General features: G+C 61.3%; 30 protein-coding genes, 2 tRNA genes and 1 pseudogene. 8 read left to right on the top strand and 25 right to left on the bottom strand.

What is annotated here, in order from left to right; genetic code table 11:
* The 22 genes and pseudogenes from KUO17_RS10725 to KUO17_RS10620 form a co-directional block, all read right to left on the bottom strand.
* Window positions 1-607: phage tail protein (locus tag KUO17_RS10725; RefSeq protein ID WP_217975539.1), on the bottom strand; the 607-nt coding region annotated here is incomplete at its 3' end.
* Window positions 608-609: 2 nt separating this feature from the next.
* A complete protein-coding gene (locus KUO17_RS10720) occupies window positions 610-1,209 on the bottom strand; it encodes a phage tail protein I (protein WP_217975538.1) in 600 nt (199 codons plus the stop codon).
* Window position 1,210: 1 nt separating this feature from the next.
* Entirely contained in the window at window positions 1,211-2,092 is an 882-nt protein-coding gene (locus tag KUO17_RS10715; protein WP_217975537.1) for a baseplate assembly protein, read from the bottom strand.
* Entirely contained in the window at window positions 2,089-2,415 is a 327-nt protein-coding gene (locus tag KUO17_RS10710; RefSeq protein WP_217975536.1) for a GPW/gp25 family protein, read from the bottom strand. The genes KUO17_RS10715 and KUO17_RS10710 overlap by 4 nt, the downstream gene beginning before the upstream one ends.
* A gap of 5 nt (window positions 2,416-2,420) precedes the next feature.
* A complete protein-coding gene (locus tag KUO17_RS10705; protein WP_217975535.1) occupies window positions 2,421-2,618 on the bottom strand; it encodes a hypothetical protein in 198 nt (65 codons plus the stop codon).
* A gap of 42 nt (window positions 2,619-2,660) precedes the next feature.
* Window positions 2,661-3,239, bottom strand: a complete 579-nt coding sequence (locus KUO17_RS10700) for a phage baseplate assembly protein V (protein WP_217975534.1) — start codon at window positions 3,237-3,239, stop codon at window positions 2,661-2,663.
* The gene (locus tag KUO17_RS10695; RefSeq protein WP_217975533.1) at window positions 3,236-3,748 is read right to left on the bottom strand and encodes a hypothetical protein; all 513 of its coding nucleotides are present in this window, start codon (window positions 3,746-3,748) and stop codon (window positions 3,236-3,238) included. The genes KUO17_RS10700 and KUO17_RS10695 overlap by 4 nt, the downstream gene beginning before the upstream one ends.
* Entirely contained in the window at window positions 3,741-4,403 is a 663-nt protein-coding gene (locus KUO17_RS10690) for a hypothetical protein (RefSeq protein ID WP_217975532.1), read from the bottom strand. Before KUO17_RS10690 ends, KUO17_RS10695 begins: the two co-directional genes overlap by 8 nt.
* Window positions 4,400-4,714 (bottom strand): head-tail joining protein, encoded by a 315-nt coding sequence (locus KUO17_RS10685; RefSeq protein ID WP_217975531.1) that lies wholly within the window; start codon window positions 4,712-4,714, stop codon window positions 4,400-4,402. The genes KUO17_RS10690 and KUO17_RS10685 overlap by 4 nt, the downstream gene beginning before the upstream one ends.
* Before the next feature lie 2 nt (window positions 4,715-4,716).
* Window positions 4,717-5,712, bottom strand: coding sequence for a major capsid protein (locus KUO17_RS10680; RefSeq protein ID WP_217975530.1), 996 nt, complete (start codon window positions 5,710-5,712; stop codon window positions 4,717-4,719).
* A 62-nt stretch (window positions 5,713-5,774) separates the two neighbouring features.
* A complete protein-coding gene (locus KUO17_RS10675) occupies window positions 5,775-6,122 on the bottom strand; it encodes a head decoration protein (protein WP_217975529.1) in 348 nt (115 codons plus the stop codon).
* Window positions 6,119-7,273 carry a head maturation protease, ClpP-related gene (locus KUO17_RS10670; RefSeq protein WP_217975528.1) on the bottom strand — a complete coding sequence of 385 codons (1,155 nt, stop codon included), beginning with the start codon at window positions 7,271-7,273 and terminating at the stop codon, window positions 6,119-6,121. Before KUO17_RS10670 ends, KUO17_RS10675 begins: the two co-directional genes overlap by 4 nt.
* Window positions 7,270-8,751 carry a phage portal protein gene (locus KUO17_RS10665; protein WP_217975527.1) on the bottom strand — a complete coding sequence of 494 codons (1,482 nt, stop codon included), beginning with the start codon at window positions 8,749-8,751 and terminating at the stop codon, window positions 7,270-7,272. Before KUO17_RS10665 ends, KUO17_RS10670 begins: the two co-directional genes overlap by 4 nt.
* The gene (locus KUO17_RS10660) at window positions 8,748-8,954 is read right to left on the bottom strand and encodes a phage head-tail joining protein (RefSeq protein WP_217975526.1); all 207 of its coding nucleotides are present in this window, start codon (window positions 8,952-8,954) and stop codon (window positions 8,748-8,750) included. Before KUO17_RS10660 ends, KUO17_RS10665 begins: the two co-directional genes overlap by 4 nt.
* Before the next feature lies 1 nt (window position 8,955).
* Entirely contained in the window at window positions 8,956-10,974 is a 2,019-nt protein-coding gene (locus KUO17_RS10655; protein ID WP_217975525.1) for a phage terminase large subunit family protein, read from the bottom strand.
* Between the two features lie 4 nt (window positions 10,975-10,978).
* Entirely contained in the window at window positions 10,979-11,548 is a 570-nt protein-coding gene (locus KUO17_RS10650; RefSeq protein ID WP_217975524.1) for a terminase small subunit, read from the bottom strand.
* A 159-nt stretch (window positions 11,549-11,707) separates the two neighbouring features.
* Window positions 11,708-12,055 carry a phage holin family protein gene (locus tag KUO17_RS10645; RefSeq protein WP_217975523.1) on the bottom strand — a complete coding sequence of 116 codons (348 nt, stop codon included), beginning with the start codon at window positions 12,053-12,055 and terminating at the stop codon, window positions 11,708-11,710.
* A 514-nt stretch (window positions 12,056-12,569) separates the two neighbouring features.
* Window positions 12,570-12,929: a PA0613 family protein gene (locus KUO17_RS10640; protein ID WP_217975522.1), complete on the bottom strand. Its 360-nt coding sequence runs from the start codon at window positions 12,927-12,929 to the stop codon at window positions 12,570-12,572.
* Entirely contained in the window at window positions 12,922-15,138 is a 2,217-nt protein-coding gene (locus KUO17_RS10635) for a VapE domain-containing protein (RefSeq protein ID WP_217975521.1), read from the bottom strand. The genes KUO17_RS10640 and KUO17_RS10635 overlap by 8 nt, the downstream gene beginning before the upstream one ends.
* Window positions 15,128-15,337 (bottom strand): annotated as a pseudogene (locus tag KUO17_RS10630) (TraR/DksA family transcriptional regulator); the annotation flags it as partial. The gene KUO17_RS10635 and the pseudogene KUO17_RS10630, both read right to left, overlap by 11 nt.
* A gap of 10 nt (window positions 15,338-15,347) precedes the next feature.
* The gene (locus KUO17_RS10625; protein WP_217975519.1) at window positions 15,348-15,866 is read right to left on the bottom strand and encodes a phage regulatory CII family protein; all 519 of its coding nucleotides are present in this window, start codon (window positions 15,864-15,866) and stop codon (window positions 15,348-15,350) included.
* 323 nt (window positions 15,867-16,189) lie between these two features.
* Window positions 16,190-16,414, bottom strand: coding sequence for a helix-turn-helix transcriptional regulator (locus KUO17_RS10620; protein WP_217975518.1), 225 nt, complete (start codon window positions 16,412-16,414; stop codon window positions 16,190-16,192).
* A gap of 104 nt (window positions 16,415-16,518) precedes the next feature.
* Between KUO17_RS10620 and KUO17_RS10615 the strand changes: the two genes are divergently transcribed.
* The 8 genes from KUO17_RS10615 (at window position 16,519) to KUO17_RS10580 (ending at window position 22,193) form a co-directional block, all read left to right on the top strand.
* Entirely contained in the window at window positions 16,519-17,268 is a 750-nt protein-coding gene (locus tag KUO17_RS10615) for an XRE family transcriptional regulator (protein WP_217975517.1), read from the top strand.
* Window positions 17,269-17,514: 246 nt separating this feature from the next.
* Window positions 17,515-18,111 (top strand): hypothetical protein, encoded by a 597-nt coding sequence (locus tag KUO17_RS10610; RefSeq protein ID WP_217975516.1) that lies wholly within the window; start codon window positions 17,515-17,517, stop codon window positions 18,109-18,111.
* A gap of 9 nt (window positions 18,112-18,120) precedes the next feature.
* Window positions 18,121-18,408: a phage antirepressor KilAC domain-containing protein gene (locus KUO17_RS10605; RefSeq protein WP_217975515.1), complete on the top strand. Its 288-nt coding sequence runs from the start codon at window positions 18,121-18,123 to the stop codon at window positions 18,406-18,408.
* A gap of 158 nt (window positions 18,409-18,566) precedes the next feature.
* A complete protein-coding gene (locus KUO17_RS10600; protein ID WP_217975514.1) occupies window positions 18,567-18,890 on the top strand; it encodes a pyocin activator PrtN family protein in 324 nt (107 codons plus the stop codon).
* A gap of 51 nt (window positions 18,891-18,941) precedes the next feature.
* Entirely contained in the window at window positions 18,942-19,349 is a 408-nt protein-coding gene (locus tag KUO17_RS10595; RefSeq protein ID WP_217975513.1) for a hypothetical protein, read from the top strand.
* A gap of 360 nt (window positions 19,350-19,709) precedes the next feature.
* Complete coding sequence (locus KUO17_RS10590) at window positions 19,710-21,386, top strand: DNA cytosine methyltransferase (RefSeq protein WP_217975512.1); 1,677 nt, start codon at window positions 19,710-19,712, stop codon at window positions 21,384-21,386.
* On the top strand, window positions 21,383-21,793 hold the full coding sequence (locus KUO17_RS10585; protein ID WP_217975511.1) for a hypothetical protein: 411 nt from the start codon (window positions 21,383-21,385) through the stop codon (window positions 21,791-21,793). Before KUO17_RS10590 ends, KUO17_RS10585 begins: the two co-directional genes overlap by 4 nt.
* Before the next feature lie 169 nt (window positions 21,794-21,962).
* A complete protein-coding gene (locus tag KUO17_RS10580; RefSeq protein WP_255263519.1) occupies window positions 21,963-22,193 on the top strand; it encodes a helix-turn-helix transcriptional regulator in 231 nt (76 codons plus the stop codon).
* Here KUO17_RS10580 and KUO17_RS10575 read toward each other — a convergent pair.
* The 3 genes from KUO17_RS10575 to KUO17_RS10565 all read right to left on the bottom strand — a co-directional run bounded on the left by KUO17_RS10575 (window position 22,154) and on the right by KUO17_RS10565 (window position 23,766).
* Window positions 22,154-23,389 (bottom strand): tyrosine-type recombinase/integrase, encoded by a 1,236-nt coding sequence (locus tag KUO17_RS10575; RefSeq protein ID WP_217975510.1) that lies wholly within the window; start codon window positions 23,387-23,389, stop codon window positions 22,154-22,156. The two genes, KUO17_RS10580 and KUO17_RS10575, sit on opposite strands and share 40 nt — an antisense overlap.
* Window positions 23,390-23,552: 163 nt before the next feature.
* Window positions 23,553-23,637 (bottom strand) — tRNA-Leu (locus tag KUO17_RS10570).
* Between the two features lie 53 nt (window positions 23,638-23,690).
* Window positions 23,691-23,766 (bottom strand) — tRNA-His (locus KUO17_RS10565).
* Between the last annotated feature and the right edge of the window lie 32 nt (window positions 23,767-23,798).

Below are 23,798 nucleotides of genomic sequence, written 5' to 3'. Positions count from 1 at the left end.
CCAGCACCCGCGCCCCGGCCGTCAGCGCAACGCCGTCCACCGTCTGCAGGCCGCTCAAGGTGATGGCGGCGGTCGTCGCGGCGAGCACAGAATGCTTGAAGTCCTGCCGGGCCAGCTCCTCGGTGACCCACTCGCGGGTCGCCAGCACCACGCTCGGGTCAATCTTGAGCACCACGTTGCTGGAGCTGCTGACTACCAGGTTCATGCGCACCACCTGGGTGCGGCCCGAACCTTGGCTAAGCAGCGGCTTGTAGGTCGGTGCACAGTTGGCCACCGCCACTAGGTCGCCGTCGGAATCGTACAGCCCCACCTCGCGAATCCAGCGCCCTCCGATCTCGGCCGGAATCACCTGCTCGGCGACGATGACCGCGTTGTCCTTCTCGTCGACCTTGAGCTGGTTCAGCGGTGCCCGGCGCCATTCGCCAAGCAGGCTGGTCCAGCTCGCATCGGGCATCGGCAGCGGCGGGTTGTCCACCCCAGCGGGGTTTGCATCACCGACCGCCATTTGCGTGATTTTCCACGGGATGCCCAGGGCATCCGCATTGGCCTGCTTCGCGGCGCCGACCTTGGTCAGGATCGCGTAGAACTGGGAGTTCTGATCAACCATTATTAAATGTCCAGGTAGTCAATGGTGTGCTCACGCCCGCCACGCCCGATGGAGCCTGTGACATCAATGTCACGCGGCGCAGGCGGGTAGATATCAAGCTCGTCACCGTCGTAGAGCGAGGCGCCCAGGTAAACGCCACCGGTGGTTTCCATGCTGATCGCGAGCCCGGTCATGTGCCGGCTGACCGGCCGGGCGTCGTCGATCAACCAGGTCAGCTCGCGGTAGATTTCCTCGCTGATACCCTCGTCGGATACGCCGACCTTGAGCGCGAACGTGCCCGCCACGCCCTCGGGCACGGTCTGGAACCACTCGACCACCTCGATCAGGTAGCCGAACGGCTCGACCACCCGACGCAGCGCGCCGATGGTGCCCTTGTGGGCATGGATGTAAAACGCAGAGCGGATCACCGACCGCTTGACCGCCTCGGACCACTTCTCATCCCAGCGGTCGACCGACCAGGCCCAGGCCAGCTGGTACAGCAGGTGGGCCGGGCAGGTGTCGGGGTTGTAGAGCGTGCGCAAGGCAATCTGTAGGTCTTCGACGGATGCAGCCTCAACAGCCCGCTCCAGCGGCGTGCTGTTGAGCGGCAGGAGGCTTTGCATGTCAGCCTCCCCGCGTCAGTTCGAAACCCGTGCACCAGGCCGCCTGGGCCTTGGTCGGGCGAATATCCGTCCAGTCCAGCAACTCCACCCGCCCCACCCCGCTGATGTGCAACTGCGCATCGACGGCCGAGCGCGAGACCTCCACGCCCAGGCGGCGCCGTGGGTTGATCCACGCTTGCAGGCGCCGTTGGCACTCGGCCAGGGTCGCCTCGTTTTCCGGCCCGGTACCGGCCAGGTACAACACGGCGTCGATCCGGTAAGGGATCACCTCGGCGCTGCGCACGTTCAGCCGATCCGCCACCGGCCGCACGTCGTCGTCATTCAAGTGCGCAGCGACCTCTGCCAGCAGCTCGGCGCTGGCCACCCCGTTGCCGTCCAGGCTCAGCACCGTCACGTCTACCACCGCCGGGGCCGGGCTTTCGGCCGAGGCGTCGGCCACCAGGCCCGAGGCGTTGCGAGCGTGCAAGATGTAGCTGTTGCGCGGGCCGGCGGTGGTCAGCCCTTCGTACACCAGCTGGACCCGCTCGCGCAGGGCGTCGTCTTCCTCCAGCACTTGGGCCACCGGCGGGACCGCAACCAGATCCTCGGCCTGCACCACCAGGCGCTTGAGCCGCACGTTGGCCGCGAGGTGATCGAGGTCGCCACCCTTGGCGAACGCCAGTAACAGCGCCTTGGCTGCGTCGTTGACCCTCGCCCGGTTGCCCATCTTGCGGTACGCGCCGACCTCCAGCAGCTTGGTCACCGGGTCGCTCTCCAGCAGCGCATCCCAGTTGTCGCCCATGTGCAGCCGAAACGCCGCAAGGTCGTCTTGGAAAACAGCCTCAAAATCGAAGTCTTCCAGCACCTGCGGCGCGGGCAGCGCCGACAAATCCACGATACTCATGCCGTCACCTCCAGCAGTTGGCTGTCGCCCAGGTACAGCCCGGTCAATTGCAGGGTGATCTGGCCGCCCAGCACCGCGACCACACGCACGCGCTCAAGCTTCAGGCGAGGCTCCCAGCGGCTCAGCGAGCGAGCCACCTCGGCCTGCACCGCACTTTTCCATCCGTCATTGACCGGCAGATCGACAAAGCGGCGCAGCTTGCTGCCGTAGTCAGGACGCATGCGCCGGCTGCCGAGCGGCGTGGTCAGGATGTCTTCGATGGACTGGCGCAGGTGCTCGATGCCCGACAGTGCCAGCCCGGTACGGCGATCCAGGCCGATCATGGGGGTCACTCCTGCTGCAGATCCGGATGGCCCTGCAGGTACTCCAGAGCAATCGTATCGCCAGGCCCGGCGATGACGCGGTTCTGCGCCACGGGCAATGAACGCCCATCCGGCAGGATCAAGGTACGGGAGGTAAACACAGTGTCGCGAAACGCTGTTGCGCCTGCAGGCGCCTCAGGCTCGGTTTTCTTCGGTGTCGCCATGTCATTCTCCAGGTGTAAAAAAGCCCGCGCTGGGCGGGCTGGTCAGTGTTTGTGGTTGGGCGTGTTGCCACCCGTGTCGATGATCTTGCCGCCGCCATTGATGTCACCGGCTACGCGCAGGGCGCCATTGAGTTGCACATCACCGTTCAGGGTGATTGCCCCGGTAATCGTGACGCTGCCAGTCAGCACCGTGATCGCGTCGTCCGTGACCACTACCGTACTGCCGCCGACCTTGGTGGTAACGCTGCCGCTGGGCAGGTCGATGGCGTAGGTCTTGGCCTGCCAGTCGTAGACCAGCGAGCCGCCATCATCGAAGCGCCACACCTCGACGTGATCGCGATTGTCCGGCTGTGCGCCGGCATTGCCATACAGACCCGGCACGAATGTGCCCTGCGCCGGCTCTCCACTGGGGCTGATCAGCACGCCCTGCTCGCCCATGCTCGGCGCCCGCCAGTGCCGCGCCTTGCCCGCAGCTTGGCTGTGCCAGCGCACCCATGCACTGGTCCAGCCTGCACCGTCCGATACACGCACCATCGCTGCCGCCAGATCGACCCCAACTACGCTGCAGGGCATGACAAGGCTGGCCAGCATGCGGTCATGCTGTGCGCTTGCGTAAGTCATTGCAGATCCTCCGGCTCGACGCTTTCAGCATCAGGCCCAACCTGGAACACCAGAGTACCGGGTGGCTGGTTGGGCCATGACCATTCCTGTTCGCCCAGATGAATCTGCTGAGTCCACTCCACAACCCAGACGGCGTAACCGTCAAGCTCAGGGCGGGTCCAGTCCTGGGCCGCACGCACGAACTCCGCAAACTCAACATCCAGCCCCCACGACTGCATACGCAAAAGGCCGGTCATCTGCGCAGCGACAAACGCTGCCTGCTGCTGACAGTCCTCCTGCTCTGGCGCCACGATCACACGCGCCTCAAACCGCACCACCAAAGCCGTCTCGCCAGTGCCGCGATCCTTGCCCGGCTCAAACTCCACTACTTCGATCACGACTGCTGGCACGGGCAACTGCTGGAGCATATGGGGCATTGTGGCCACCAATTCCAGGCCCGGTACCGCCGCACTGATGTGAGCTTCGATCGCGGCATATAACCTATCAAGGCTAAGCGCTTCATCACCCACGCGCACCTCCTTTCAGGTACTTCTGAATTTCGAAGTTGAGTTCCTGCTGCAGGATCTCCAAAAGTCGCTCATCAGCCCGACGCACCCATTGCTCGAACAGTGGCCTCACGTCCTCCAGCGACACCTTTGCCTTGGCCAACGGGAAGCGGCTGTCATTCTCCGAGACCCAACCAGTACGAAAGCCACCGCCCCCCGAAACATCGCTGTTCGGGTAATCAGCGGCCCTGAAGTGTTTGCTGCCGGTGCGAATCCAGATGTCGGCCTTGCTGCCATAGACCTTCTTGAAGAAGGCCCCCTGATAACGCCGCCCAGCCACCGAGACCCCGGCCTGGCCCTGTCGAGCGCGACCGATACGACTGGCCTCAATCGGGTTGATACCAAACCAAAGCTTGCCGATGCCGTTGGCAGTTACCGGGAAGGCACGCAACCGCTGCCGCACAGCGGCGACGGCGATACGCTCCTTGCGGCTGACAGCCCGACCGATGTGCGTCACCAGCCAACGCAAGGTCTTGTTAATTGCACGCCGCTGCGCGGCTGCGGCAGCTTTCGGCACGACTGCCGCAAATTCCTTGAACGCCTGCAGGTCAGTGGCAGAAGTCTGCAGGGTGATCATCCCGCCCCCGGCTGACTGCTTGGTGTAACTGCCGACGCTCACGGTTTGAGCCTCAGCACCAGGGCGACCAGGCCATCACCACCCGGCTCGACACGCACCAAGGTGTACGTGCCACCGCCGTCGTACTCAGGTAACTCGATGCGCACGACCTGCCCAGGCGCGACCTCCTCGGAATCACCAACCCGCACCACCAGATGCGGCTCGCGCAAGGCAGTGATGATCTTGCCCAGCTTGGGCTGTAGCCACGGCACGGAGAACATGCCGAGCACTTCGCGCCCCTCGATGAATGCCGTGTCACCGAGCGCCTCGAACACCGCCTCATCCACTGTGCCGATCAGATCTCGAAAGCTCATGATCAGAGCTTCAGGTGAATGACTGCACTTGGCCGGGTGCAGATATGCAGCGGGTTGGACTGAGCCTCACCGGCAACACCCTTGCCGAACGGCATCGGCTCGAGCTTGCTGTAGTAAGGCAGGCCCTGCGTGTTGACCGTTTCCATATAGTCGGCTGGGGCATACACCGACAAGAACATTTCCGGCACGCCCTCGGGTACCAGGCGCGCTTCATCGTCGGCAATGAACGCGACACTACCTACCTTGCCACGGTAGCGCTCCCAACTGATGCCTCCAAATTCGAACGACATCCGACCATCCGCTCGCAAGGATGCGGCTTGTTCGCTGTACTTATAGGTCTCGACCACCGAGGGGTGCGCGATCAGCTTTTTCCAGAACGTCTTGCCGCAGAAAGCTCGCGAGGAAGTCGTGGTCACACTGCCCAGCGAGTCTTCCTGCATGTCCAACGCGTCGACGCACTGCACCTGGATATTCGTTTCAGGGTCGTTCAGCCCCATCGAGAGGGTTCGCCGCTGAACGCCGAAGCGATCATAGATATCCAGCAGAACCGAGCTGCCATCGGCATCAAGCACTTTGCCGTTCAACGCGCCCATGCGGTGGAACTCGTGGGTCGTATCCAACTGACGACGCGCCTTATCCAGGCGCTTGTTCACCACATCCTGCACGGCCTGCAGCTCAGTCTGGGTGCCGAAGGCACGAATGCCCTGGATCTCATCGGCCTGGATAGCAAAGCGCTGTGGCAGGTGCACGGTGTTGAACGGCAGCAAAACACGCTTGCTGCCAGTGACGACCAGCCCCGAGGTACCACGTTCACCTGCAGGTACCAGGGCCAGCTTGTCACCGTCTTTCTCGATCTGCACGGTCAGGGTCGTGACTCCCTCCTCTTCGAACAGGCCTAGTGCGGCCAGTCGACCCGGTACCAGCTCCTGCTCATTGATTGCGGCGGTGAGTGCGGCAACGCCGAATGCGTCGTCCTGAAAAATGGCGATGTCGGCCATGGGGATACTCCAGAAAGCATAAACCCCGCTCAGGGCGGGGTTCGGGGAAAGTTGTGATCGCTTCAGCGAACGATGATGTAGTGCGTCGCCAGGGCCTTTTCGGCGTCGAGGTCCAGGCCGGTGAGCAGGCTTTCGGTCACCTCGGCCAGCCGAACCACTGCTCGGCCAGGCCGTGCGACCTCAGACTCGCCGATGGAAGCGAACAGGATGCAGGCCGCGTTCTCGCTACCGTCTTCGGCCTCCGGATCGTAGGGTGCAAACTCACCTGTCGCGGTCACCAGGCCGAGTACCTGGCCGGCGATGAGGGCCGGGCCGGCCACGACGCTGATCGCCTCGCGGGAGATCTTGCCTGCACCTTCGCTCAGCAGAAACTCACCGGCGTGCACCGTTTCGCGATGGATGTTGCTCATGGTCGTGCTCCTTTGTTGGTGGCCTGCCGGCGGGCAGCCCAGATAGCGTTAGGGTTGGGGAGTTGCGCCTTGACCTTTTCCGGCAGGTCGTCGGCAGGTGGCAGGCTGTTGTCGATCTCGAAGCCCTTGCCGGACCCGACCAGCCTGTCGAACAGCCGAGCACGCACGGCCTGGGCATCCAGACCGGCCTTCACGAACTCACCCGTCAGCTCGGGCAGTCGCGCGGCCACGCACAAATCGCGCACCGCTTTTGCACGCGTCAATGCGGCCTGCACAGTGGTGGTGTCGGCCAGCTTGGTGGAAGCAATCAAAGGTTCGACCAGGTTGCTGATCCCAGCCTTGGTACAGGCCTGCGTGATCATCAGGGCGAGCGCGGCTGAATCGCCCGCCACAGGCTCAGGAGGATCACCGGGGGCAGGATCGTCCGGAATAGCCGGAGGCGTCTCTGGGTCGGCAGCAGACTCGTTGAGCTGCTTGATCAGGGCCTTGGGCGTCTGTCGATATCGCTGCATGGCAGCGCCCTGGCCGAGGCACGCCTTGACCTCGACCCCGTTACTCACCTCGTCGGCAAGGCCCAGGGCCAAGGCTTCCTGTGCCGTCAGCCAGGTTTCATCATTCACCAGGCGGCGCAGCTCGGCGTCATCAATGTCCGGCGCCTTGGCCTTGTAGGCCGCGATGATGGCTTCCAGCGTCTGGTCGAGCACATCGGCGACCTTTCGCAGGTCCTCAGCATCCCCCTCCGTATAGGTCCAGGGGTTGTGCACCATGAGAATGGAATTGGATGCCATCACCACACGGTGCGCACCGCAAGCCGCAATGCCGCCGGCACTGGCTGCCAACGCATCGATGCGCGCCGTGCAGCGCTCACCCAGGCGGCTCAGTGCGTTGTGAATCGCCAAACCATCGAACAGGTCGCCGCCGATGGTGTTGAAGGCGACGACCACAGGCGATACACCGTCGTCGAGCGCCCTGAGGTCCCGAATGAACTGGCTGGCCGTGATGCCCCACCCACCAATCTCACCATAGATGTAGATTTCGATGAGAGTCTGTTCGGGCCGGGCCTCAGCCTTGATGCTGTACCAGTGCTCATCCTCGACCGGCAAAGCGGTTTTGGCCTTGTTGAAAATGCGAAACGGCAACAGCGGTTTCATGGTTTCTCCTTCTCGTCGGGTTCCTCATCGATGGACGACAAGGTGCTGTAATTCAGGCCAAGCGCCTGGGCGCGGGCCGCGTCGGCGGCGTTCTCCTGGTCGACGATCTCGGCGTCGGTACCGGAACGCAGGCACATCTCGCTGCGTGAAGTCAGGCCCGCGTTGATCTCCATGGCGCGTGACTGAACGTCCTGCACCGGCTGGATATAGGCCCAGCCCTGCGGCACCCAGCGGGTCCGCAGATACTCGCGGCGGCGCTGCCCGTAGTCCGCCAGATCGAGCGCACCGGATAGCACTGCCATGTCCAACCATGCTGCGCGTACAGGCCGGCACAACTGGTGGACGTAGACGGCGAACTGCAGTTGCTCCAGCCGGCGGCGAAACTCGTTGAGCACGACGCGAATTGTCCGATCATTGACGCCACGCATATCGCCTGTCATCAGCTCGTACGGCAGGCTTGCACCGGCCGCTGCAGCCATGAGTTGCTGTCGCATGAAGTCGGGGTAGTTGTTACCGCCATCGGGGGGCTTGGAGAACTCAACCTCTTCACCTGGCAGCAGCTCCTGCATCGTCCCAGGCTCAAGCGCCACCATCGGCGTGAACCCGTCAGAACCGGTCTTGATCGGTGCCCCGGTCACCGGATCGAGCATCGGCGGTCCATCGCTGGCTGGTTTGCGAATGAAGCCGGCAAACAGATTGGCCACCTCCTGGCGGAACAGCACCGCGTCGTCATAGTTGTCCAGGCTGCGCAACCGTTTGAGTACTGGCGCAAGGCGTGGAACCCCGCGAAGCTGGCCGGGCTCAACGGGCTCGAAGATGTGCAGCATCTGGCTGGCAGGCACTCGCACCAGGATGTTGTAGCCTGCGTTCAGGGCAGCCATGTCGCTGGGGTGCGACCGATAGCACCAGTACGCAACCCGCTGCCCCTGGCTGTTGAACTCGATGCCGGCGCGGATGATGTTGCCGTCCTTCGTCAGCTCGAACTTGTCGTGCGGCACGAACTCAGGTGCCAGGCACTGCAGTTGCAGTGGCACCGCCAGACCATCCTCCAGCCGGCGCGGCCGGATACGCACAAAGCACTCGCCTGACTGCTCGACGGTGCGCGCCACCAGCGTCTGCTGGCCGTAGAAATCGGTCAGCTGATCCGCGTCCGACTCATCGACCCAGTCTTCCCACAACTCCTGCAGTTGCGAGCGCAGGTCCTTGTCTTTCAAGCGGGGCTGCGGGGTGATGCCGGTTCCGATCAGGTTGCTGACCCGGCGGTCGATCGCATTTGCTGCGTACGGATCATTGCGTACCGCTGCCCGCGACCGCGAGCGCAAGTTGCGCAGGGCCGGCATGATCAGGCTGTTGACCCCGGTATCGGGCGCATCCCAGCTCGACGATCGCCGTCCCTCGGCGGCGCCTTCATAGCTGGCCTTGATCCGTTCCGGCAGCAGGAACCCCGAGCGCGTCAGCGTCGGATAGCGAGTACTCACAGGCCCTTCCCTCCGTGACTCAGTCGAACGACACGCGAGCGAGGCCCGGTGGCATTTGAAAGGCTGGTGCGGATTACGTCACGGGCCTGGAGCAGCTCATCAACGGAACGGTACTCCACGGTGCGATCGGCATAGCGCACGGTTTTCTCGCCGCGTGCGATCGCCGCCTCAACAGCGTCGAGGTGCTTCTGGGTATAGGCCATATCAGCGTCTCTTCAGGTAGCCGCTGGTGGAAGCGCGGCGTTGCATGGATTGCGGGGCGGGGCGCGGTGTTGGGCTCGGCGCCACGGCGACTGGCTGCGGTCGCGGTACCGGTTGTGGAGCATCAGGTTCTGCCTGCACATCTCGTTCAGCAGCTGCGGGTGCCTGGGCGGAATCGTCGAACAGATTGGCTTGGGCCAGGGCTTGGCGCATCCGGGCCCAGTCGTGCTCGCCGTAGCGGTGAAGGCCCAGGTAATGGGCCATCGCCAAGCTGTACACCATCAGGTCAAGTGCTTCGTTGCGATCCGCCTTGCCCTTGACCCACTCGATCCGCTTGTACCCCTTCACGTACCGCGCGACCTTGCGCTCAGCCACGCACTGATCAAAGAAGTCCGTAGGCAAGTCCTTGGCGAAGTGCAAGGCGCCTGGACCCGTCTCGACGGGGTAACGGTTGTAGATCCAGTCCTTGGCGGTGTCGGTACCGACGATCCACAGCTCAGCGCCGTTGCGTTCGGTTTGACCTTTCCAAGTCACGTCGACCAGGGACGGGCGCTGTGCAATCACCGGCTTGCCGGACTTGCTCGCCCCCTTCACCGCAAAGACATTGCGCCAGCGCCGGATACGGCAGAACTGGTACACCTCATGGGTATGGTGACCGCCAGAGTCGATCGCGGTGGCGAGGATCGCCAAGCTGACGCCACAGGGATGCCGATAGCGTTCCTTGAGTTTCTCGTCGAGGGCGGCCCAGGTGCGGTCGTCCGAGGGGTCGCCCATGATCACCTGGTGATCGACCACCCAGCGCTCCATGCCGACCCCCCAGCCAATGGTGATCATCTCAAGCCGGTTGGCCTGAACGTCGACGGCAGCGGTCAGCGAAAGCACACCCACCGCCAGGGTGCCGAGCACGAAGTCTTCCTGCAGGGCGCGGGCTTGCAGCGCTTCGGCCTTGGTCTGCTCTTGCGCGCTGTCCCACACCTTGGCCAGACGGGTGTTGTAGAACACCTGCATGGGTTCCAGGTCGCCACGCTCCTGAGCTTTCTTGGCCTTTTCGTACTGCTTGGCCAGCGAGGCCCAGTCCTGCCAGCCCAGCGGGGCATACAACGCATTGAGGTGGAAGCCCACCGTCTCGCCGTCACCGTCAGCGTGCGAGCGCCACTCACCTCGGGTGAGCATCTCGCCCTTGTGGTGCTCCTCAATCAGCACGTCGCAGGTCGGCCCAGCGCACTGGTAATGCACAGTGCTCAAGTCCTGCGAGTACAGCAGGCGCTCCCACTCAAGGGTCTGCATGTGTCCGCAGGTCGGGCACGGCACGTAGTAGTGACGCTGGTCACTGGTCTCGAACAGATCGGCAATGCGTGATGCACCCTTGATCGTCGGTGAGCTGGAGAAGTAGAACTTGGCATTGCGGCCGAAGGTACTGCCCCTGGTCTCGGCCAGCTCGATCGGGTCGCCCTCCTCGTCAACGTCCACGTCCCAGCGGTCAATCTCGTCGCCGTACACGAAGCGCGCTGACAGCTCGGCCAGGTTAGCCGCAGAGCCCGCAGTGGTTGCATACAGCGAGCCGCCCTCGAACTCCTTGGTGTCCATGGTGTTGCGTGAGTCCCGCGAACGTGGCGAGGCAACACGCTCGCACAACACCGGGGTGGCCTTGATGGTCTTGCCGAGCCGCGCCGACACACGCTTGGCCAGGCTCAAGCTTGGCAGCAGGGTCAGGATGTTGGACGGCGACATGTGGATCAGCGCGCCGATCCAGTTCAAGGCGATCTGAGTTTTCATCAGCTGCGAGGCCACCATGGTGACCACCCGTTTACAGGGATGGCTCGGTGACAGGCAGCGCATGGGTTCACGTGCGTACGGTGTGCGCTCCGTGCGGTATTTGCCGGGCTCGGCGGCGCCGGTATCACGCGGGATCCGCATGTACTCGTCCGCCCATTCATCCACCCACAACTCGGGGTCGGGCTTCAGCCCACGGCAATACGCTTCGCGGTACACCTCGGCACCGTTTGCGTATCCGGTGGGCATAGGCTCAGCTCTGGGTTATGGCTTGTTCAAGGTCCGACGTGCTCATTCGCGCCGCGTCTTCGAAGACACGACGGAAGGCGCCCGTCAGGTGCTTTTCGATTTGCCAGGGGTCGGTCATTGCAACCAACTCTGGCGCCAGTTGTGGCGGCAACCCGAAGACCAGGTCCCGCACCATGCGCCCGGCGCCGTAGGCCGCATCGGCCACCGCCTTGCGCTCGACCAGGTTGCCCTGGACCTTGTGGAATTCGGCCTCGGCCAATTGGGCCAGGTAGTACTCGCGGTGTGCGCGGGCCTTCTGAAAATCCGGACCTTTGCCTGGGGCCTGCACCGCAGGTGCTTCGGCAGCCGGTACCAGCTGGCTGCGAACGTCGCGGTCAATCCGCGCCTCTTCGTGCCGAGCTGTGACGGCCGCTTTGCTGGGGTCTGCCGAGTCGGCCAGCAGGGCTTCGGTTGCTTCCAGGTCGACCTTACCATCCTCGGTCAGCACCAGCCGGTCCTGTTTGGCCAGCTTGGAAACATACGACTTTGCCCAGCCGCGCCGTGTTGCGAACTCCGACTTGCTGATTATCGTCATGTCGAAACGTCCAGTTCACCCAATGAATACGGGGTGTTCACCAGTTCACCGCAGTTCACTAAGCTGGTGAACCTGCCACTAACAAAGTCCCGCGGGTTTCCTGCCCCGTACTGAGCAAAAACCGCCAGGGTCCCCGCCGGTCCTGGGCTGCAGCCAGATTCACTGCCCGGCATTGCCGCTCGAGGGCGGGATGTCGCAGACGCCCAGCCGCTTGGCAACCCAGCGTTCGTACAACCCGATGGCAACATCAGCGCCGGCCATCGCGGTCAAACATCCGAAGGCGCCGGCCGCCCAGATGGAAGTCCCCGCCGAGTACAACAGCATCATGGTCGACAAGCCGCAGACGATGCAGGCGCCCGACCTCAATGCAATGCGCCGCACCAGCCCCCAGCCCCGAACACCGGCCTTGTCTGCTCGCCACATCTCCCCTGACACACCACCGACCAGGGACAGCACGATCACCATCCAGATCGGCATATCAATCAACGTTTGCTGCTCGCTCGTCATCACTTCCCCCAAAATGCAAAAACCCGGCGCGATGGCCGGGTTTGGTGTGGTGTGCGAGACGCTTACTACGCCCGCACCTATCGAAGATGGGTACTTTTTACAGGTCGATTCCGGTGGCAGCAATACCACTTTACTGCCACCCGGCGAATGTCTGCGCTTGATCTGGCGAATGTCGGTGAATATCCCTCACCCGGCTTAAGCTCTTCTGCGCTGTCCTACCTGTCTCGCCTTTCTTGAGTCAGGCAGGACAACTATAGGCCCTTAGAATCGGGGGCTGTCCTGCTGTCCTACCTTCTTTAGTTCCTTCTCGCATAAAGAGAGAAAACCTGAAGGCACGCCTGCGCGCCCCTGCGCGCATGTACTCACGCTACGCTCACATGCACGCACGGGGTGGCGCGAGGCTGGACAGTCGGACAGCCCAGCAACTGCGGGGTATTCGCCCGTCCGACTGCGACGATTGATAGTCGGACAAGGCCGGACGGTGGGACTAGGGCGGGTACAGCCACGGCATGCTTCACGCCGCGACCCCAGCCAATGCACAGAAGATGACTAGGTGCGCTTCATGCAGACGCTGATAATACGTGTCTCGCCCGCAACCGCAATGGGCGTACCGCAGCATCATATTGGAATCGAAGCTGCAGTAGTGCTCACGCACGACCGTTGCCAGGTGCGAATCAAGATGCTTGGTGACTATCAACTCGATGTCGAGGGAGCTTTCCAAGGGAGCTTTGCTTGCGCGCCTGCCACGAATCAATTGGCCGTTGCTCTCCATCATCATGGCAACCATGTTGCCCCCAGCCATGCCACCGCTAGAAAGATCGCTATGCAGCTCCTGGGCCCAAACTTGTAGTAGGGAATCGATAGCTTTAATCAAAGCAAGGCTCCTCGACTGGTGCCACAAGTAAGGCCGAAGATCTGCCCCAGTCAGCTGGCTTTTTGTATGCCCAAGGTCGAACGCCGCTTTTGGCCAGTGCTGGTTGCCGCACCTTACGCCATCCAAGTCGATGCATGATGGCGCCGACGCGCATCTGCTCAGGCTTACCCCAATGCCCAAAGTCCAACTTCAACGCGCCGGACAGAATCTCGCTACCGGTGGCCGTTTCGCCGATCTGAGACTCTTCCAACCACGTCAAGATTGGGCCTTCCCATTCATCGACCACAAACCGCTCCTCCTGCGCCTCAGCGAACAGCGGCGCCTCATCACGGTTGACCCACCAGATATCCCCCGACTGGTAGCAGAACATCGCCTCAGCCCATAGCTGGTCGCGAATCTCCCGCAATTGCTCCAGGTCGACCTTGGTACAAGCAACCGGCCAGTAACGTCTGTTGCCCGTGGCGTCCTTGAGATACTCATCCTGGTTGGTCGTACCCACGAAAACACACTGGCGTGGCACGTCCATTGTTCTGCGGCCGTAGCTCTCACGGTAGGTGTCAGTAGATGCGGAGAAGAACTGTTTGGCCTTCGTCGATTCAGCCTTGTTGAAGCTGTCCAGCTCACCCAGTTCGACGATCCACTTGCCCCGGATAGCCTGGAAGCCATCCTTATCACCCAGTGCAAAGGGTGTATCCATGAACCAGTCACCGCCGAGCACGCTCATGGCCGTCGACTTACCGGCGCCCTGGGCGCCCTCAAGGATCATCACCGAGTCAGCCTTGCACCCTGGCTGCATGACACGCCCCACTGCCGATACCATCCAACGCTTGCCGACCTTTGAACTGTATTCAGTCGGCTCGACACCCATGATCTCGGTGAGCCAGCTATCAAGGCGCAGAACGCGATCCCATTCAAGGCTGTTCAGGTAGTCACGTACAGGGTGAAAGGCGTGATCGTGGGCCACAACGCTGACCGCCTCGATCACATGGCTTGCCTTGACCCTCAGGTTGTACTGCTGAGCCAGCCACTTCATCACTAGCATGTCGTCAATGTCTGCCCAGTCACCGACGCCACCACCATACGGTGGCACCCTCAGCTTGATGATCTTCGAGCTGAACGAACTGAAGCCGATCACCCCGACCCAGCGCTCATCGTTGGCCAGTATCAACTCAACATTCTGCATGTGCGCGATCAGCATGCCGCTTTCAGTTCGCGCAAGCTGATCCCGCCACCCGCCTGCTGCTGGAGGCTTTACCACCGCCAGCACCTGGCGGCGCACAGCATCCAAACCCTCGGCGCAATGCAGATCATTGAAGTCGGTCCACTTGACCTCACGCTCACCCGAAAAAATCGGCCAGACAACCTGGCCGCCAACTACGGTAGCCGCATTATCGGCTCGCTCCCTTCCGGGGTTCCAAGGCTCACCACCTGGCCGAGTGGTTTTCCAGTCATCATCCCTGCAGAGAATCACAGGGCGACCAGGGAAACGCTCACGCATCGCTTTGGCGACCGCCATGAGATTACCGGCATCAAAAGCAATAGCGACTGTCAACGAAGTCGCCATGTGAAGGCTCGCTCCAGTCGCATATCCCTCACAGATCAGTACAGGTTCCCCTGGTTCAGGGTGAGGGCCGATCAAGTGAAAGGCACCCTCTTTCGACATACCATAGGGCCAGTACGTCTTGTCCCGGCCCGTGTCGGTCTGCTTATCGGGATAGATCACCTGCAGGCCGACGATCTGATCGCGGACATTGTGCATAGGGACCAACACTGCCCCCGAGCGGGGAGCGTATCGCAAGCCAAAACCCACGATCTGCTTTCGGTCAAGATAGGCACTGCGCCCCCTCGTCGGCATGCGCTCAAACATACCTGACGCACGACTAGCCGCTCGGCGGGCCGCGTTGGCGGCAATCTCTGCCGCTCTGCGCTTAGCATCCTCTTGCCTCGCACGCATGACGTCGCGTTCTTCTTGAGTCATCCGCCCGGGCTTGACCTTGATCTTCAGCGACTCGCCTGAACGCCAGTCCCCGAAACTACCAAATATCAGCGTTTCACCTTTCTCGGTGTGGTGCTCATGCACCACATACCAACCGTTCTTTTCCTTGCCCTTGTCCTGAGAAGTCTTGCAACGCGTCAGCTTTCCATAGGTCAGCGGTTGCAAGGGTTCCAGTCCATAATCGGCAAACTGATTCAGTACTTCATCGAGCATGGCGCGCCTCCAGCTGCTCCGCTAATGTTTGGCATCCTGTGCACTGCGTGCAGCCTGGGCTGGCCAAGCGGCGGGCCTCTGGGATGGGCTCTTCGCAGGCGTCGCAGAACATAAAGGAACGCGCCATTACGACGGGCTTGAGAGCGTTACGAGCTGCGAGCGCGTGGTCGATACCCTCCTGAACCAGATCATTGGCAAAATCAGCAATGTCAGCCACGGCCAGCTCCCCGAGTCGTCTGATTCACGTACCGAGCGCGGTTGTACATCCCCAGCAACCCCTGAATCCCTCGAAACACCAACTGCTGCATTTCGGCCAACTCCCGATCGTCGACCATGCCGTCGCCGATGTTGCGTGCCCAGCTCTCTGACAGATCGGCCACTTGACGGAAGAACTTCGCGATACCCATGGTCAAGGTCTCTGGCATGTCTTCGGTGTAAGCGTCAGAAAGCTCTTGCCAGATGGTGTCGCCAACCATCGCATGCACGGCATCAAGAATACGGCGGTCCTTGGTCATCTCCAGGATCTCGCAGAACTCCTGAATGTTGACCACATGGGTAGGATGGGTCGGCGAAAGCTTGTGCTGCATCGTGGTGGCATTACGGCCGGTGGCACCGGCTATTGCAGCAGCTCCACCTGGGTAATCACGTACGGCGTGGTACAGCGCCAGATCCAGCGGCAAGACTTCCCGCTTGGCGCGCTCGACACAACTCAGAGCAGTTCGGCTCATGGCATTAATCCTTATAGGTTGCCAGTGCCAGCGACATGTAGTGGTGATACATTTGCCGCGTGGCTTGAAAGGGCCCAAACGCCGGAACGGTCCTACAGACCAAACCGGCACCGTGCCGAGGCGTCGATCCGTCGACAGCCTCTGGCGCAACAGCCGCCCTATCTGTGGTGGAGAAAGGCGGCAACACCCAGGCATCCGTGCCTGGGTAACGCGATCGGGGTGAGCGGCTGCATGTGGTGTGCCCGCTTACCTTTCACGCGGCCCGGTAGCACTGTGGTGGTATTACCGGGGGAAACTGGGCGACCTTAGGGTCGCCTTTTTTTCTAAGCTGCCCGGTGAACGCTCGTCTCAGGCGGAAACACGTCATCAAGCGAGCAAGGCGCTCCAAGCTTGTTAAGAGCAGCAATGATCGCCCGGCACTCAGCAAGGCCCGGTACTCGACGCCCTGCCTCATAGTTGCTGAGACGCGTCTGGGTCCAGCCAAGTGCAGCGACCAGGTCGCGCTGCCTGATACCGGCCTTATCTCGATTCGCAGCAATACGGTTCATTTTCAAGATCCTCCGTTGAGTCGCGGCCATACTAAGCACGTATCGTGAACTTTTCAACACGTAAAGTGCGATAAATGGCCGCCAATGCGTGGTAAAAAAATCACATGAACACACTAGGCAATCGCATCAAGCAGTTACGTAAAGCCAAAGGCATGAGCCAGCAGGCTTTGGCCTTGGCGTGCGGGTGGGAATCCCAGTCACGTATTGGCAATTACGAAAAAGGCACCCGCCAACCGAACCTCCAGGACCTGGAGAAGCTTGCTGGCGCACTGGGCATTTCGCTGCCAGACCTTGTAGCGGGAAAAGATCGTTCGGAGATCAGTTCTCTACCTGACGCAATCCAAGGGCGAGTAAGGTCAGAAGATCACCTTGCCCGCGAGTACGGGCGATCGAAAGACAAAGGCCAGCCCGTCAGTAGCAATGTAGGGTGGGCCAAGGATGGTAGCGTGCGTGTCGTCGGCAATGCCCAGTTGGCCGATGAAGGCTACTTTGAAGCCTTGCACCTGCCCTCGAACCAAAGCAGCGGATACCTCAACATCCACAGCGATGATCCAGACGCTTACGGGCTTCGAGTGACAGGTGATAGCCTGCTTCCCCGGATTAAAAATGGGGAGTTCGTGCTGATCGAACCGAACAAGGACTTCTACAGCGGCGATGAGGTGGTGGTCCGCACCTCAGCCGGCAAAACGATGATCAGAGAGTTCATCTATCTTCGCGACGGCATGTATCGACTCGACAGTGTGAATGCGGGACACCCACCGATTCATATTGCCGAAACCGACGTTACAGAGATCCACCTTGTGGGCGGCATCCTAAAGTCATCACGGTTTTTACACAGCGCGCCCGAAAAATAATCACGATTCGTATTGACACAAAAAGCACGCTGCGTGATATTTACCTCACTCTTCCACCACAGAGTGAGGCATCACCATGCACACCACAGCAACCTTGCACGTCCACCCGGCCGCTGCTACCACTGTTCTGATCTTTGAAGTTCGCCGTCTTGCCCTGCAAAGCGGCTGCGCGTTTGTCACCACCAAGCGCCGCCCAATGCTCTCCACCGCCCGCCCTTTCGATCCGAACGACGGAGGCCGTGCAGCATGAGCGCTTTCAAGGTCGACTATCGCACCCTGCAGTTGTTCGCCGCCCAGGCCAACCTGAACGGCGCCTTCAATCACACGCTCAGCTCGCTGCTGCACCGGCAGCGCCTCAGCTTTCGCTTGCATGTTGAACGCTGGACGAGCAGCACGACGTTCACCGTTGACATGCTCGAGGCACGTCACTCCCTGACCCTTTCGCAAAACGACCCGAAAATTCACCACCGCATTGCCGAGTTCGTCGAAGGCATCGCCAACGGCAACATCGATACCGCCGAGGGCCTGCTGCCATGCATCACGCCGCCCCACCTCCCGATTGAACAGCACCTGGGGGCCGAGCGCTTTGAGCAACTGCGCGAGCTGGTACGCAAAGGGGGCGTGCTGAGCCTCGACGTCGGGCTACAGGCTCCCGTACAGCTCGCAGTACACCGCAGTCGAACCCCTGACCACCTGCTGACATCAATCCTGTCGATCGGCACCCGCCGACCTCATACAAGCACCTTCACGGCACGGGGCAGCGAGGCCCAAGCCATGGAAGTGATGGGCAAGAAACTTGATGCATTCATTCGTTCTGCCACCCCAGCCGAGCAGGCAGCCTAGGAGGCCATCATGGATCGCACCCTTGCCCAAGCGGCCAAAGAACTCGGCATCACCCGCCCCAAGCTCATCGAGCTGATGTTCGAAAAGCAGTTGCTCGACGAGCACAACCTGCCTCGCTTCCCCAACAGAGATCGCCTCTATCTGCGCGAGAAAGAAGGGAGCTGGTACCACCCGACAGTGGGCATGCAGTACAGCAAGTCCACACGCGTGAGGCCGGACGGCATTCAGTGGCTGGCTGATCAGTTGGACCTTCAACACCCACCTGCAGCGAAGGGCTCCCGAGATGATGCGGCCTAGACAATACGCCCGTCAGATCCTCGAATTGCGGACCCGAGAGGAGCGCAACGCTGCGCTCCTTGAAGTGCCCGCACACCTGCAGGACCTGGTGCGTAAACACTGCGAGATCACCTGGAACCACCCGTCACGCCACAAGTTCAAGAAGAGCACTAAGCCTGATGAGCAATAGCATTCAAGCCAACCTGCATTTGCTGCCCGCACCGGAGCCCATAACGGTGGAACTGCTCTACCGCACCTTCGGCGACGTACTGATCCCACTGGACAAGGTGCGCGTGCAGTACTTCCGCAACCTCAATGAGCAGTCCTTCACGGAGCAGTTGAACAGCGGGCGCATTCAGTTACCCGTCACCACGCTGGACACCAGCCGTAAAGCGCAAAAGTTCGCCCACATTCGCCACGTGGCCGCCCTGATCGACATTCGAGCCCACAAGGCCGACGAAGAACAGGCACGCCAGCTAGCAGAGCAAGAGCAACAGCAGTAACCCAAGCAAGGGCCGCCACCACCGGCCCGCACACCACTAGGAGCAATACCCATGACTCACGAACAGATCATTGCCCTGATCATCATCTGTGTGTCCGTCGCAGGACTGTTTGCCTATGCCTACAAGATCGGCTTACGACAGGGGACCCTTTACGGCAAAGCACAAACCTACGCCGGCCAGCAGACAACGATTCAGGACCTCGAGGCGTCCCTGTGCTCGCTTCGTGCCGAGAAGCAACTTCTGGACCTGCATTGCAAAAAGCTGAAGCTGAGCAACGCACTGAAAAGCGAGCACCACCAGGTACTGCTGCAGATCGCGGAGAACCTGCGCATTGCTGCCGAAACGTTCAGTGCATTCAAGACCGGCAAAAAGCTCGAGCGGGATGCCCGCACACTTCGCGAGCAGGCTCTGTCCATGGCCGCGCTGATTCAGCCTCTGGACCAGGAGCAAGCCGCATGATCCGAGCCCACCACTACACCGGCCTGCTTTTCGTAGGTGCGCCCTGCGCAGGACACCCTCACACCGCCGACCAGGGACCGACGCAGATCGTGACACCGGTGGAAAGCGGCACCTCGATAGTCCTGACTGCGCACGGCGCTGAACCCGCTTTGCTCCGTGATCAAGCCAGCGTCACCGCACACGAAACAAAGAGCCTCTGCTGCGCAGCAGCAGGCATTATTGACCCTTTCAGCCGCCCCGAAACATCGCATCTACCCCACGAAAGGCTGCGCTGGGCAGCGCCTGCTGACACAACGCTGATCGCTTCAGGTCGCCCGCACGCGCAGCCTGCCAAGGGGTATAAGCAGCCTGGAGGTGCCCATGCGTAAGCACGTACTGAAGCATTTCCATCTGTGCTGTGGCCTGGGCGGCGGCGCCAAGGGCTTCAACAAGTCAAAGCCAATCGTGGGCAATCTGCAGGCAGAGTGGCAGTGCATTGGCGGCGTCGACGTTGACCCGGCCGGGCTGGCGGACTTCGAACGACTGAGCGGTGTGAAGGGCACCCTGCTGGACCTCTTCACCCGCGACCAATACACCCGCTTTCATGGGGAAGAGCCGCCACTTAGCTGGCGAGAGGCCACGCCCGAGGACATCCGCCGCGCTGCAGGTGGCCAGCGACCAGACGCGGTGTTCATAAGTTCGCCGTGCAAGGGGGCCAGTGGCCTGCTGTCGGAGAGAATGAGCCTGACGCCCAAGTACCAGGCACTGAACGAGCTGACGCTGCGCTGCATCTGGCTCTTCGGCGAGGCATGGGCCGACGACCCGGTGCCGCTGCTGGTGTTCGAGAACGTGCCCCGCCTGGCATCACGCGGCCGGCACCTGCTCGACCAGATCAACAGCCTGCTCTCCAGCTTTGGCTATGCCGTGGCCGAGACCACCCACGATTGCGGCGTGATCGGCGGGCTGGCACAGAGCCGCAAGCGCTTCCTGCTGGTCGCCCGCCACATCGAGAAGGTGCCGCCCTTCCTGTATGAGCCTGAGCACAAGAGCCTGCGCGCCGTGGGCGACATCCTCGGCCGCATGCCGCTGGCCGGCGATGTCGAAGCCGCTGGGCCGATGCATCGAGTCCCGGCGCTGCAGTGGAAGACCTGGGTACGCCTTGCCTTGGTCGAAGCGGGCAAGGACTGGCGCAGCCTCAATGACCTGGAGATCGAGGACGGCTACCTGCGCGACCTCATCATCGTGCCGCAAGCCTACTCAGGCTACCTGGGCGTGAACCAGTGGGATCGATCGATCGGCACAGTCGCCGGCCGGTCCAGCCCCACCAACGGCGCGTTCTCGATCGCAGACCCGCGCTCGAAGGCTGGCGCCCTGCAGTACCAGCAATACGGCGTGCGCCGCTGGGGCGATACAAGCGGAGCGGTGATCGGTGTGAAGTCGCCCGGGCAAGGCACGTTCAGCGTGGCGGACCCTAGGCGCGCAGGCAGTGGATTCGGCAAGTACCTGGTGACGCCCTATGACAACGCCGCAGGCACAGTGATTGCCGGTAGCACCACGGGGCAAGGCGCATTTGCAGTGCAGGACCCGCGACCAGGAATGCGCCGGGTCAAAGGTGACGCCTACCTGCATGGCGGGCATTACGGGGTAGTCGACTGGAACGGCCAGGCCGGTGCTGTGTCGGCGAGTGCACGGCAAGACAACGGCCGCTGGAGCGTCGCTGACCCACGGGTGCCGGCCGCCAATGATCGTCTGACCTGCATCATCACCAGCCTAGATGGCACCTGGCACCGACCGTTCACCACGCTTGAGCTGGCAGCGATTCAAAGCCTGGTTGAGCCAGAGGAGCAGTTCGAGCTGGACGGCCTCAGTGACCAGGCATGGCGAGAGCGGATCGGTAACGCGGTACCACCAGACGCGGCCGAGGCGATAGCACACGTGATGGGCACCACCCTGCTCCTCGCCGCCCAAGGCGAAACCTTCATGCTCAGCAGTATGCCGATCTGGGTGCGGCCGGTTGCAGTGGGGCTCAGCGTCTCTCAATTGGAGTCGACAGTATGAACACTCACCAGAGAACGAAAATGCTGGAGCTGGATCTTGCCGCAAAGCTGGCAACAGACGCCCAGCTCAAGTTCACCCAGGAAGTCTATCCCAAAGGTTGCCTGGTAAAGATCCATCACTCCCGTGGAGCGTTCAACGCACGCGTACTCAGTTACAGCCGCGATGGCCACCAACTGCGCGTCAAAAACTGCATGACGGGCAAACAAACATATGCCTATCCGAGCTCACCCCGAACCAACACATGGCAGGGCGAGCCATGGGAGTCATCCGTGAAGTTTCTCGGACAGCCCGATCTATGCAGCGTCTGCGATGGCACTGGCCTAGAGAGCACTGACCTGCCCGACTCACCGACTGTCGCGTGCCACCTTTGCGAGGGCTTGAATGTGTCAGAGCAGGTGACCGAATGATCCGCTCATCCCGCATTCACTGCCAGAAGCCCAAACGTCGAATGCGCAAGCTCGACCTCAACATTATCTGCGACGTATGCGGCATGTCGCGAGCCCATGGTAATCATCGAAAGTGCAGCAAACAGCGCCAAGCAATCAATGCCGAGCTGCACCTGCAGGAGACTCAAGAATGACCAATACCATCGAATTCATCCGCCTGCCTGAAGTACGCCAGATCACCGGCATGGGCACCACGACCATTTACAAGATGGTGAATGAAGGCGCGTTCCCGAGACAGGTTGCGCTGGGCGGCAGGAGCGTCGCCTGGGTACGCTCCGAGGTGCAAGAATGGGCCCTGAATAGAATTCAGCACTCCCGACTTCATGCCTCTGCCTGCACTGGCTCCAGCGTATCGATGTAGTCAGCCCAATCCTGCATCATCTCGCGGCGCTGCTCGACATACTCCGCATGGTTGTACGACCCCCTCACCTTGTTGGGGTCGGCATGTGAGAGCTGCGCCTCGATCCACTCCCCCTTGTAACCCATCTCATTGAGCGCCGTCGAAATCGTGCCGCGAATCCCGTGACCGGTCAGCTTGCCCTGATAACCCAGCCGCTTGATGGCCACGTTGATGGTGTTTTCGCTCATCACCTGGCCTGGATTGTTTCGACCAGTGAACAGCAGCTTGCAACGGCCGGTGATCTGTAGCACCTGGCGCACCAGGTCGACGGCCTGACGGGAAAGCGGGACCAGATAATGAGGAATCTCCCCACTCTCCGTACGCACACGGCTTCGCAGTTGCTTGACCCCTTCCGGCGGTATGCGCCAAATGGCCTCATCCATATCGAACTGACCAGGTGAAGCGTTCCGGATCTCGATCGTACGCACCCCTGTCAGCACCATCAGCCTTATCGCGCTGCTCGTCAGGACAGACATCTTCGAGGCATGCACCTTCTGGAGGAACTCACCTACTTCCTCACGTTTCAGGTAAGGGTTGTGCTGAACAGGCGGCTGCACTGCAGCGACGATGTCGATGTCAGCAGCGGGGTTGATCTCGTTAACACCCTCCGCAATGGCGTAGCGAAAAATCTCGTTCAACCAGCCCCTGCATTTCTCGGCCACGTGCAGCGCGCCACGCCCTTCAATCGATCGCACCGTTTTCAGTACATCGGCACGCTTGATGTCAGCAATCGGGTACTTGCCCAAAGCCGGGATGAGGTCTTTGTCCAGATAACGGCGGGACTGGGCCGCACTTCCCTTCTTCGCGTCCGTCAGGCGCTGCGCCTTGAAGCTGTGCCAACGGTTGGCCACAGCCTCGAAGGTGTTCTCTACCCGGGCGCCCGCTTCGTACTGCGACTGCCGGCGATCAGCACGCGGGTCGATACCCTTGGCGACAAGTGAGCGAGCCTTGTCGCGCAGCTCACGCGCCTCACGCAATGTCAGCTCGGGATAGGTGCCCAGTGAAATGCGGGGCTGCTTGCCGTGCCAGGAGAAACGGAAGTGCCAGGCCTTGGTGCCATTGGGGGAAACGTAGAGCGCCAGGCCATCGCTGTCGTTGAGCGTAAAGGGCTTGTCCTTGGGCTTGGACTGCCTGACGGCCGTGTCAGATAGAGGCATTTAGTACATCCCGGATAGGTCGAACTCGATGTGTACTGAGGAATGTACTAGAAAATTCAGGAAGGGGGCGAATCGAGGTGAAAGCCCAGAAACGAAAAAAGCCGCTCAAGGCGGCTTATTCCGGGCTTTAACGCACTTCAACGAAGGGCGGTGAAAGCATCTATGGTGCGGACGAAGAGACTCGAACTCTTACAGCTTGCGCCGCTGGAACCTAAATCCAGTGTGTCTACCAATTTCACCACGTCCGCTTGAAGCTTTTAAAGCAAAGGCGCCGGATTTTCATCGGGCGCCTTTTAGAATATGGGGTGGACGATGGGGATCGAACCCACGACAACAGGAGTCACAATCCTGTGCTCTACCAACTGAGCTACGCCCACCATATTGCTTTACTGCTTTTACTTGTGCCAGC

The sequence above is a fragment of the Pseudomonas aegrilactucae genome (assembly GCF_019168305.1).
In the GTDB taxonomy this organism is placed as follows: Bacteria; Pseudomonadota; Gammaproteobacteria; order Pseudomonadales; family Pseudomonadaceae; genus Aquipseudomonas; species Aquipseudomonas aegrilactucae.
The sequence above is the reverse complement of the archived record's forward strand: the minus strand, read 5'-3'. Positions and strand labels throughout refer to the sequence as shown.

What these genes read in the sequence shown, in the direction of transcription:
- KUO17_RS10655 (WP_217975525.1), bottom strand. Translation starts at nt 10,974, where the DNA reads ATGCCCACCGGATACGCAAACGGTGCCGAGGTGTACCGCGAAGCGTAT.
- KUO17_RS10595 (WP_217975513.1), top strand. Translation starts at nt 18,942, where the DNA reads ATGACTCACGAACAGATCATTGCCCTGATCATCATCTGTGTGTCCGTC.
- KUO17_RS10680 (WP_217975530.1), bottom strand. Translation starts at nt 5,712, where the DNA reads ATGGCCGACATCGCCATTTTTCAGGACGACGCATTCGGCGTTGCCGCA.
- KUO17_RS10705 (WP_217975535.1), bottom strand. Translation starts at nt 2,618, where the DNA reads ATGGCGACACCGAAGAAAACCGAGCCTGAGGCGCCTGCAGGCGCAACA.
- KUO17_RS10610 (WP_217975516.1), top strand. Translation starts at nt 17,515, where the DNA reads ATGAGCGCTTTCAAGGTCGACTATCGCACCCTGCAGTTGTTCGCCGCC.
- KUO17_RS10660 (WP_217975526.1), bottom strand. Translation starts at nt 8,954, where the DNA reads ATGGCCTATACCCAGAAGCACCTCGACGCTGTTGAGGCGGCGATCGCA.
- KUO17_RS10715 (WP_217975537.1), bottom strand. Translation starts at nt 2,092, where the DNA reads ATGAGTATCGTGGATTTGTCGGCGCTGCCCGCGCCGCAGGTGCTGGAA.
- KUO17_RS10650 (WP_217975524.1), bottom strand. Translation starts at nt 11,548, where the DNA reads ATGACGATAATCAGCAAGTCGGAGTTCGCAACACGGCGCGGCTGGGCA.
- KUO17_RS10620 (WP_217975518.1), bottom strand. Translation starts at nt 16,414, where the DNA reads ATGAACCGTATTGCTGCGAATCGAGATAAGGCCGGTATCAGGCAGCGC.
- KUO17_RS10615 (WP_217975517.1), top strand. Translation starts at nt 16,519, where the DNA reads ATGAACACACTAGGCAATCGCATCAAGCAGTTACGTAAAGCCAAAGGC.
- KUO17_RS10585 (WP_217975511.1), top strand. Translation starts at nt 21,383, where the DNA reads ATGAACACTCACCAGAGAACGAAAATGCTGGAGCTGGATCTTGCCGCA.
- KUO17_RS10720 (WP_217975538.1), bottom strand. Translation starts at nt 1,209, where the DNA reads ATGCAAAGCCTCCTGCCGCTCAACAGCACGCCGCTGGAGCGGGCTGTT.
- KUO17_RS10635 (WP_217975521.1), bottom strand. Translation starts at nt 15,138, where the DNA reads ATGCTCGATGAAGTACTGAATCAGTTTGCCGATTATGGACTGGAACCC.
- KUO17_RS10710 (WP_217975536.1), bottom strand. Translation starts at nt 2,415, where the DNA reads ATGATCGGCCTGGATCGCCGTACCGGGCTGGCACTGTCGGGCATCGAG.
- KUO17_RS10590 (WP_217975512.1), top strand. Translation starts at nt 19,710, where the DNA reads ATGCGTAAGCACGTACTGAAGCATTTCCATCTGTGCTGTGGCCTGGGC.
- KUO17_RS10700 (WP_217975534.1), bottom strand. Translation starts at nt 3,239, where the DNA reads ATGACTTACGCAAGCGCACAGCATGACCGCATGCTGGCCAGCCTTGTC.
- KUO17_RS10685 (WP_217975531.1), bottom strand. Translation starts at nt 4,714, where the DNA reads ATGAGCTTTCGAGATCTGATCGGCACAGTGGATGAGGCGGTGTTCGAG.
- KUO17_RS10600 (WP_217975514.1), top strand. Translation starts at nt 18,567, where the DNA reads ATGAGCAATAGCATTCAAGCCAACCTGCATTTGCTGCCCGCACCGGAG.
- KUO17_RS10675 (WP_217975529.1), bottom strand. Translation starts at nt 6,122, where the DNA reads ATGAGCAACATCCATCGCGAAACGGTGCACGCCGGTGAGTTTCTGCTG.
- KUO17_RS10605 (WP_217975515.1), top strand. Translation starts at nt 18,121, where the DNA reads ATGGATCGCACCCTTGCCCAAGCGGCCAAAGAACTCGGCATCACCCGC.
- KUO17_RS10575 (WP_217975510.1), bottom strand. Translation starts at nt 23,389, where the DNA reads ATGCCTCTATCTGACACGGCCGTCAGGCAGTCCAAGCCCAAGGACAAG.
- KUO17_RS10670 (WP_217975528.1), bottom strand. Translation starts at nt 7,273, where the DNA reads ATGAAACCGCTGTTGCCGTTTCGCATTTTCAACAAGGCCAAAACCGCT.
- KUO17_RS10580 (WP_255263519.1), top strand. Translation starts at nt 21,963, where the DNA reads ATGACCAATACCATCGAATTCATCCGCCTGCCTGAAGTACGCCAGATC.
- KUO17_RS10645 (WP_217975523.1), bottom strand. Translation starts at nt 12,055, where the DNA reads ATGACGAGCGAGCAGCAAACGTTGATTGATATGCCGATCTGGATGGTG.
- KUO17_RS10625 (WP_217975519.1), bottom strand. Translation starts at nt 15,866, where the DNA reads ATGAGCCGAACTGCTCTGAGTTGTGTCGAGCGCGCCAAGCGGGAAGTC.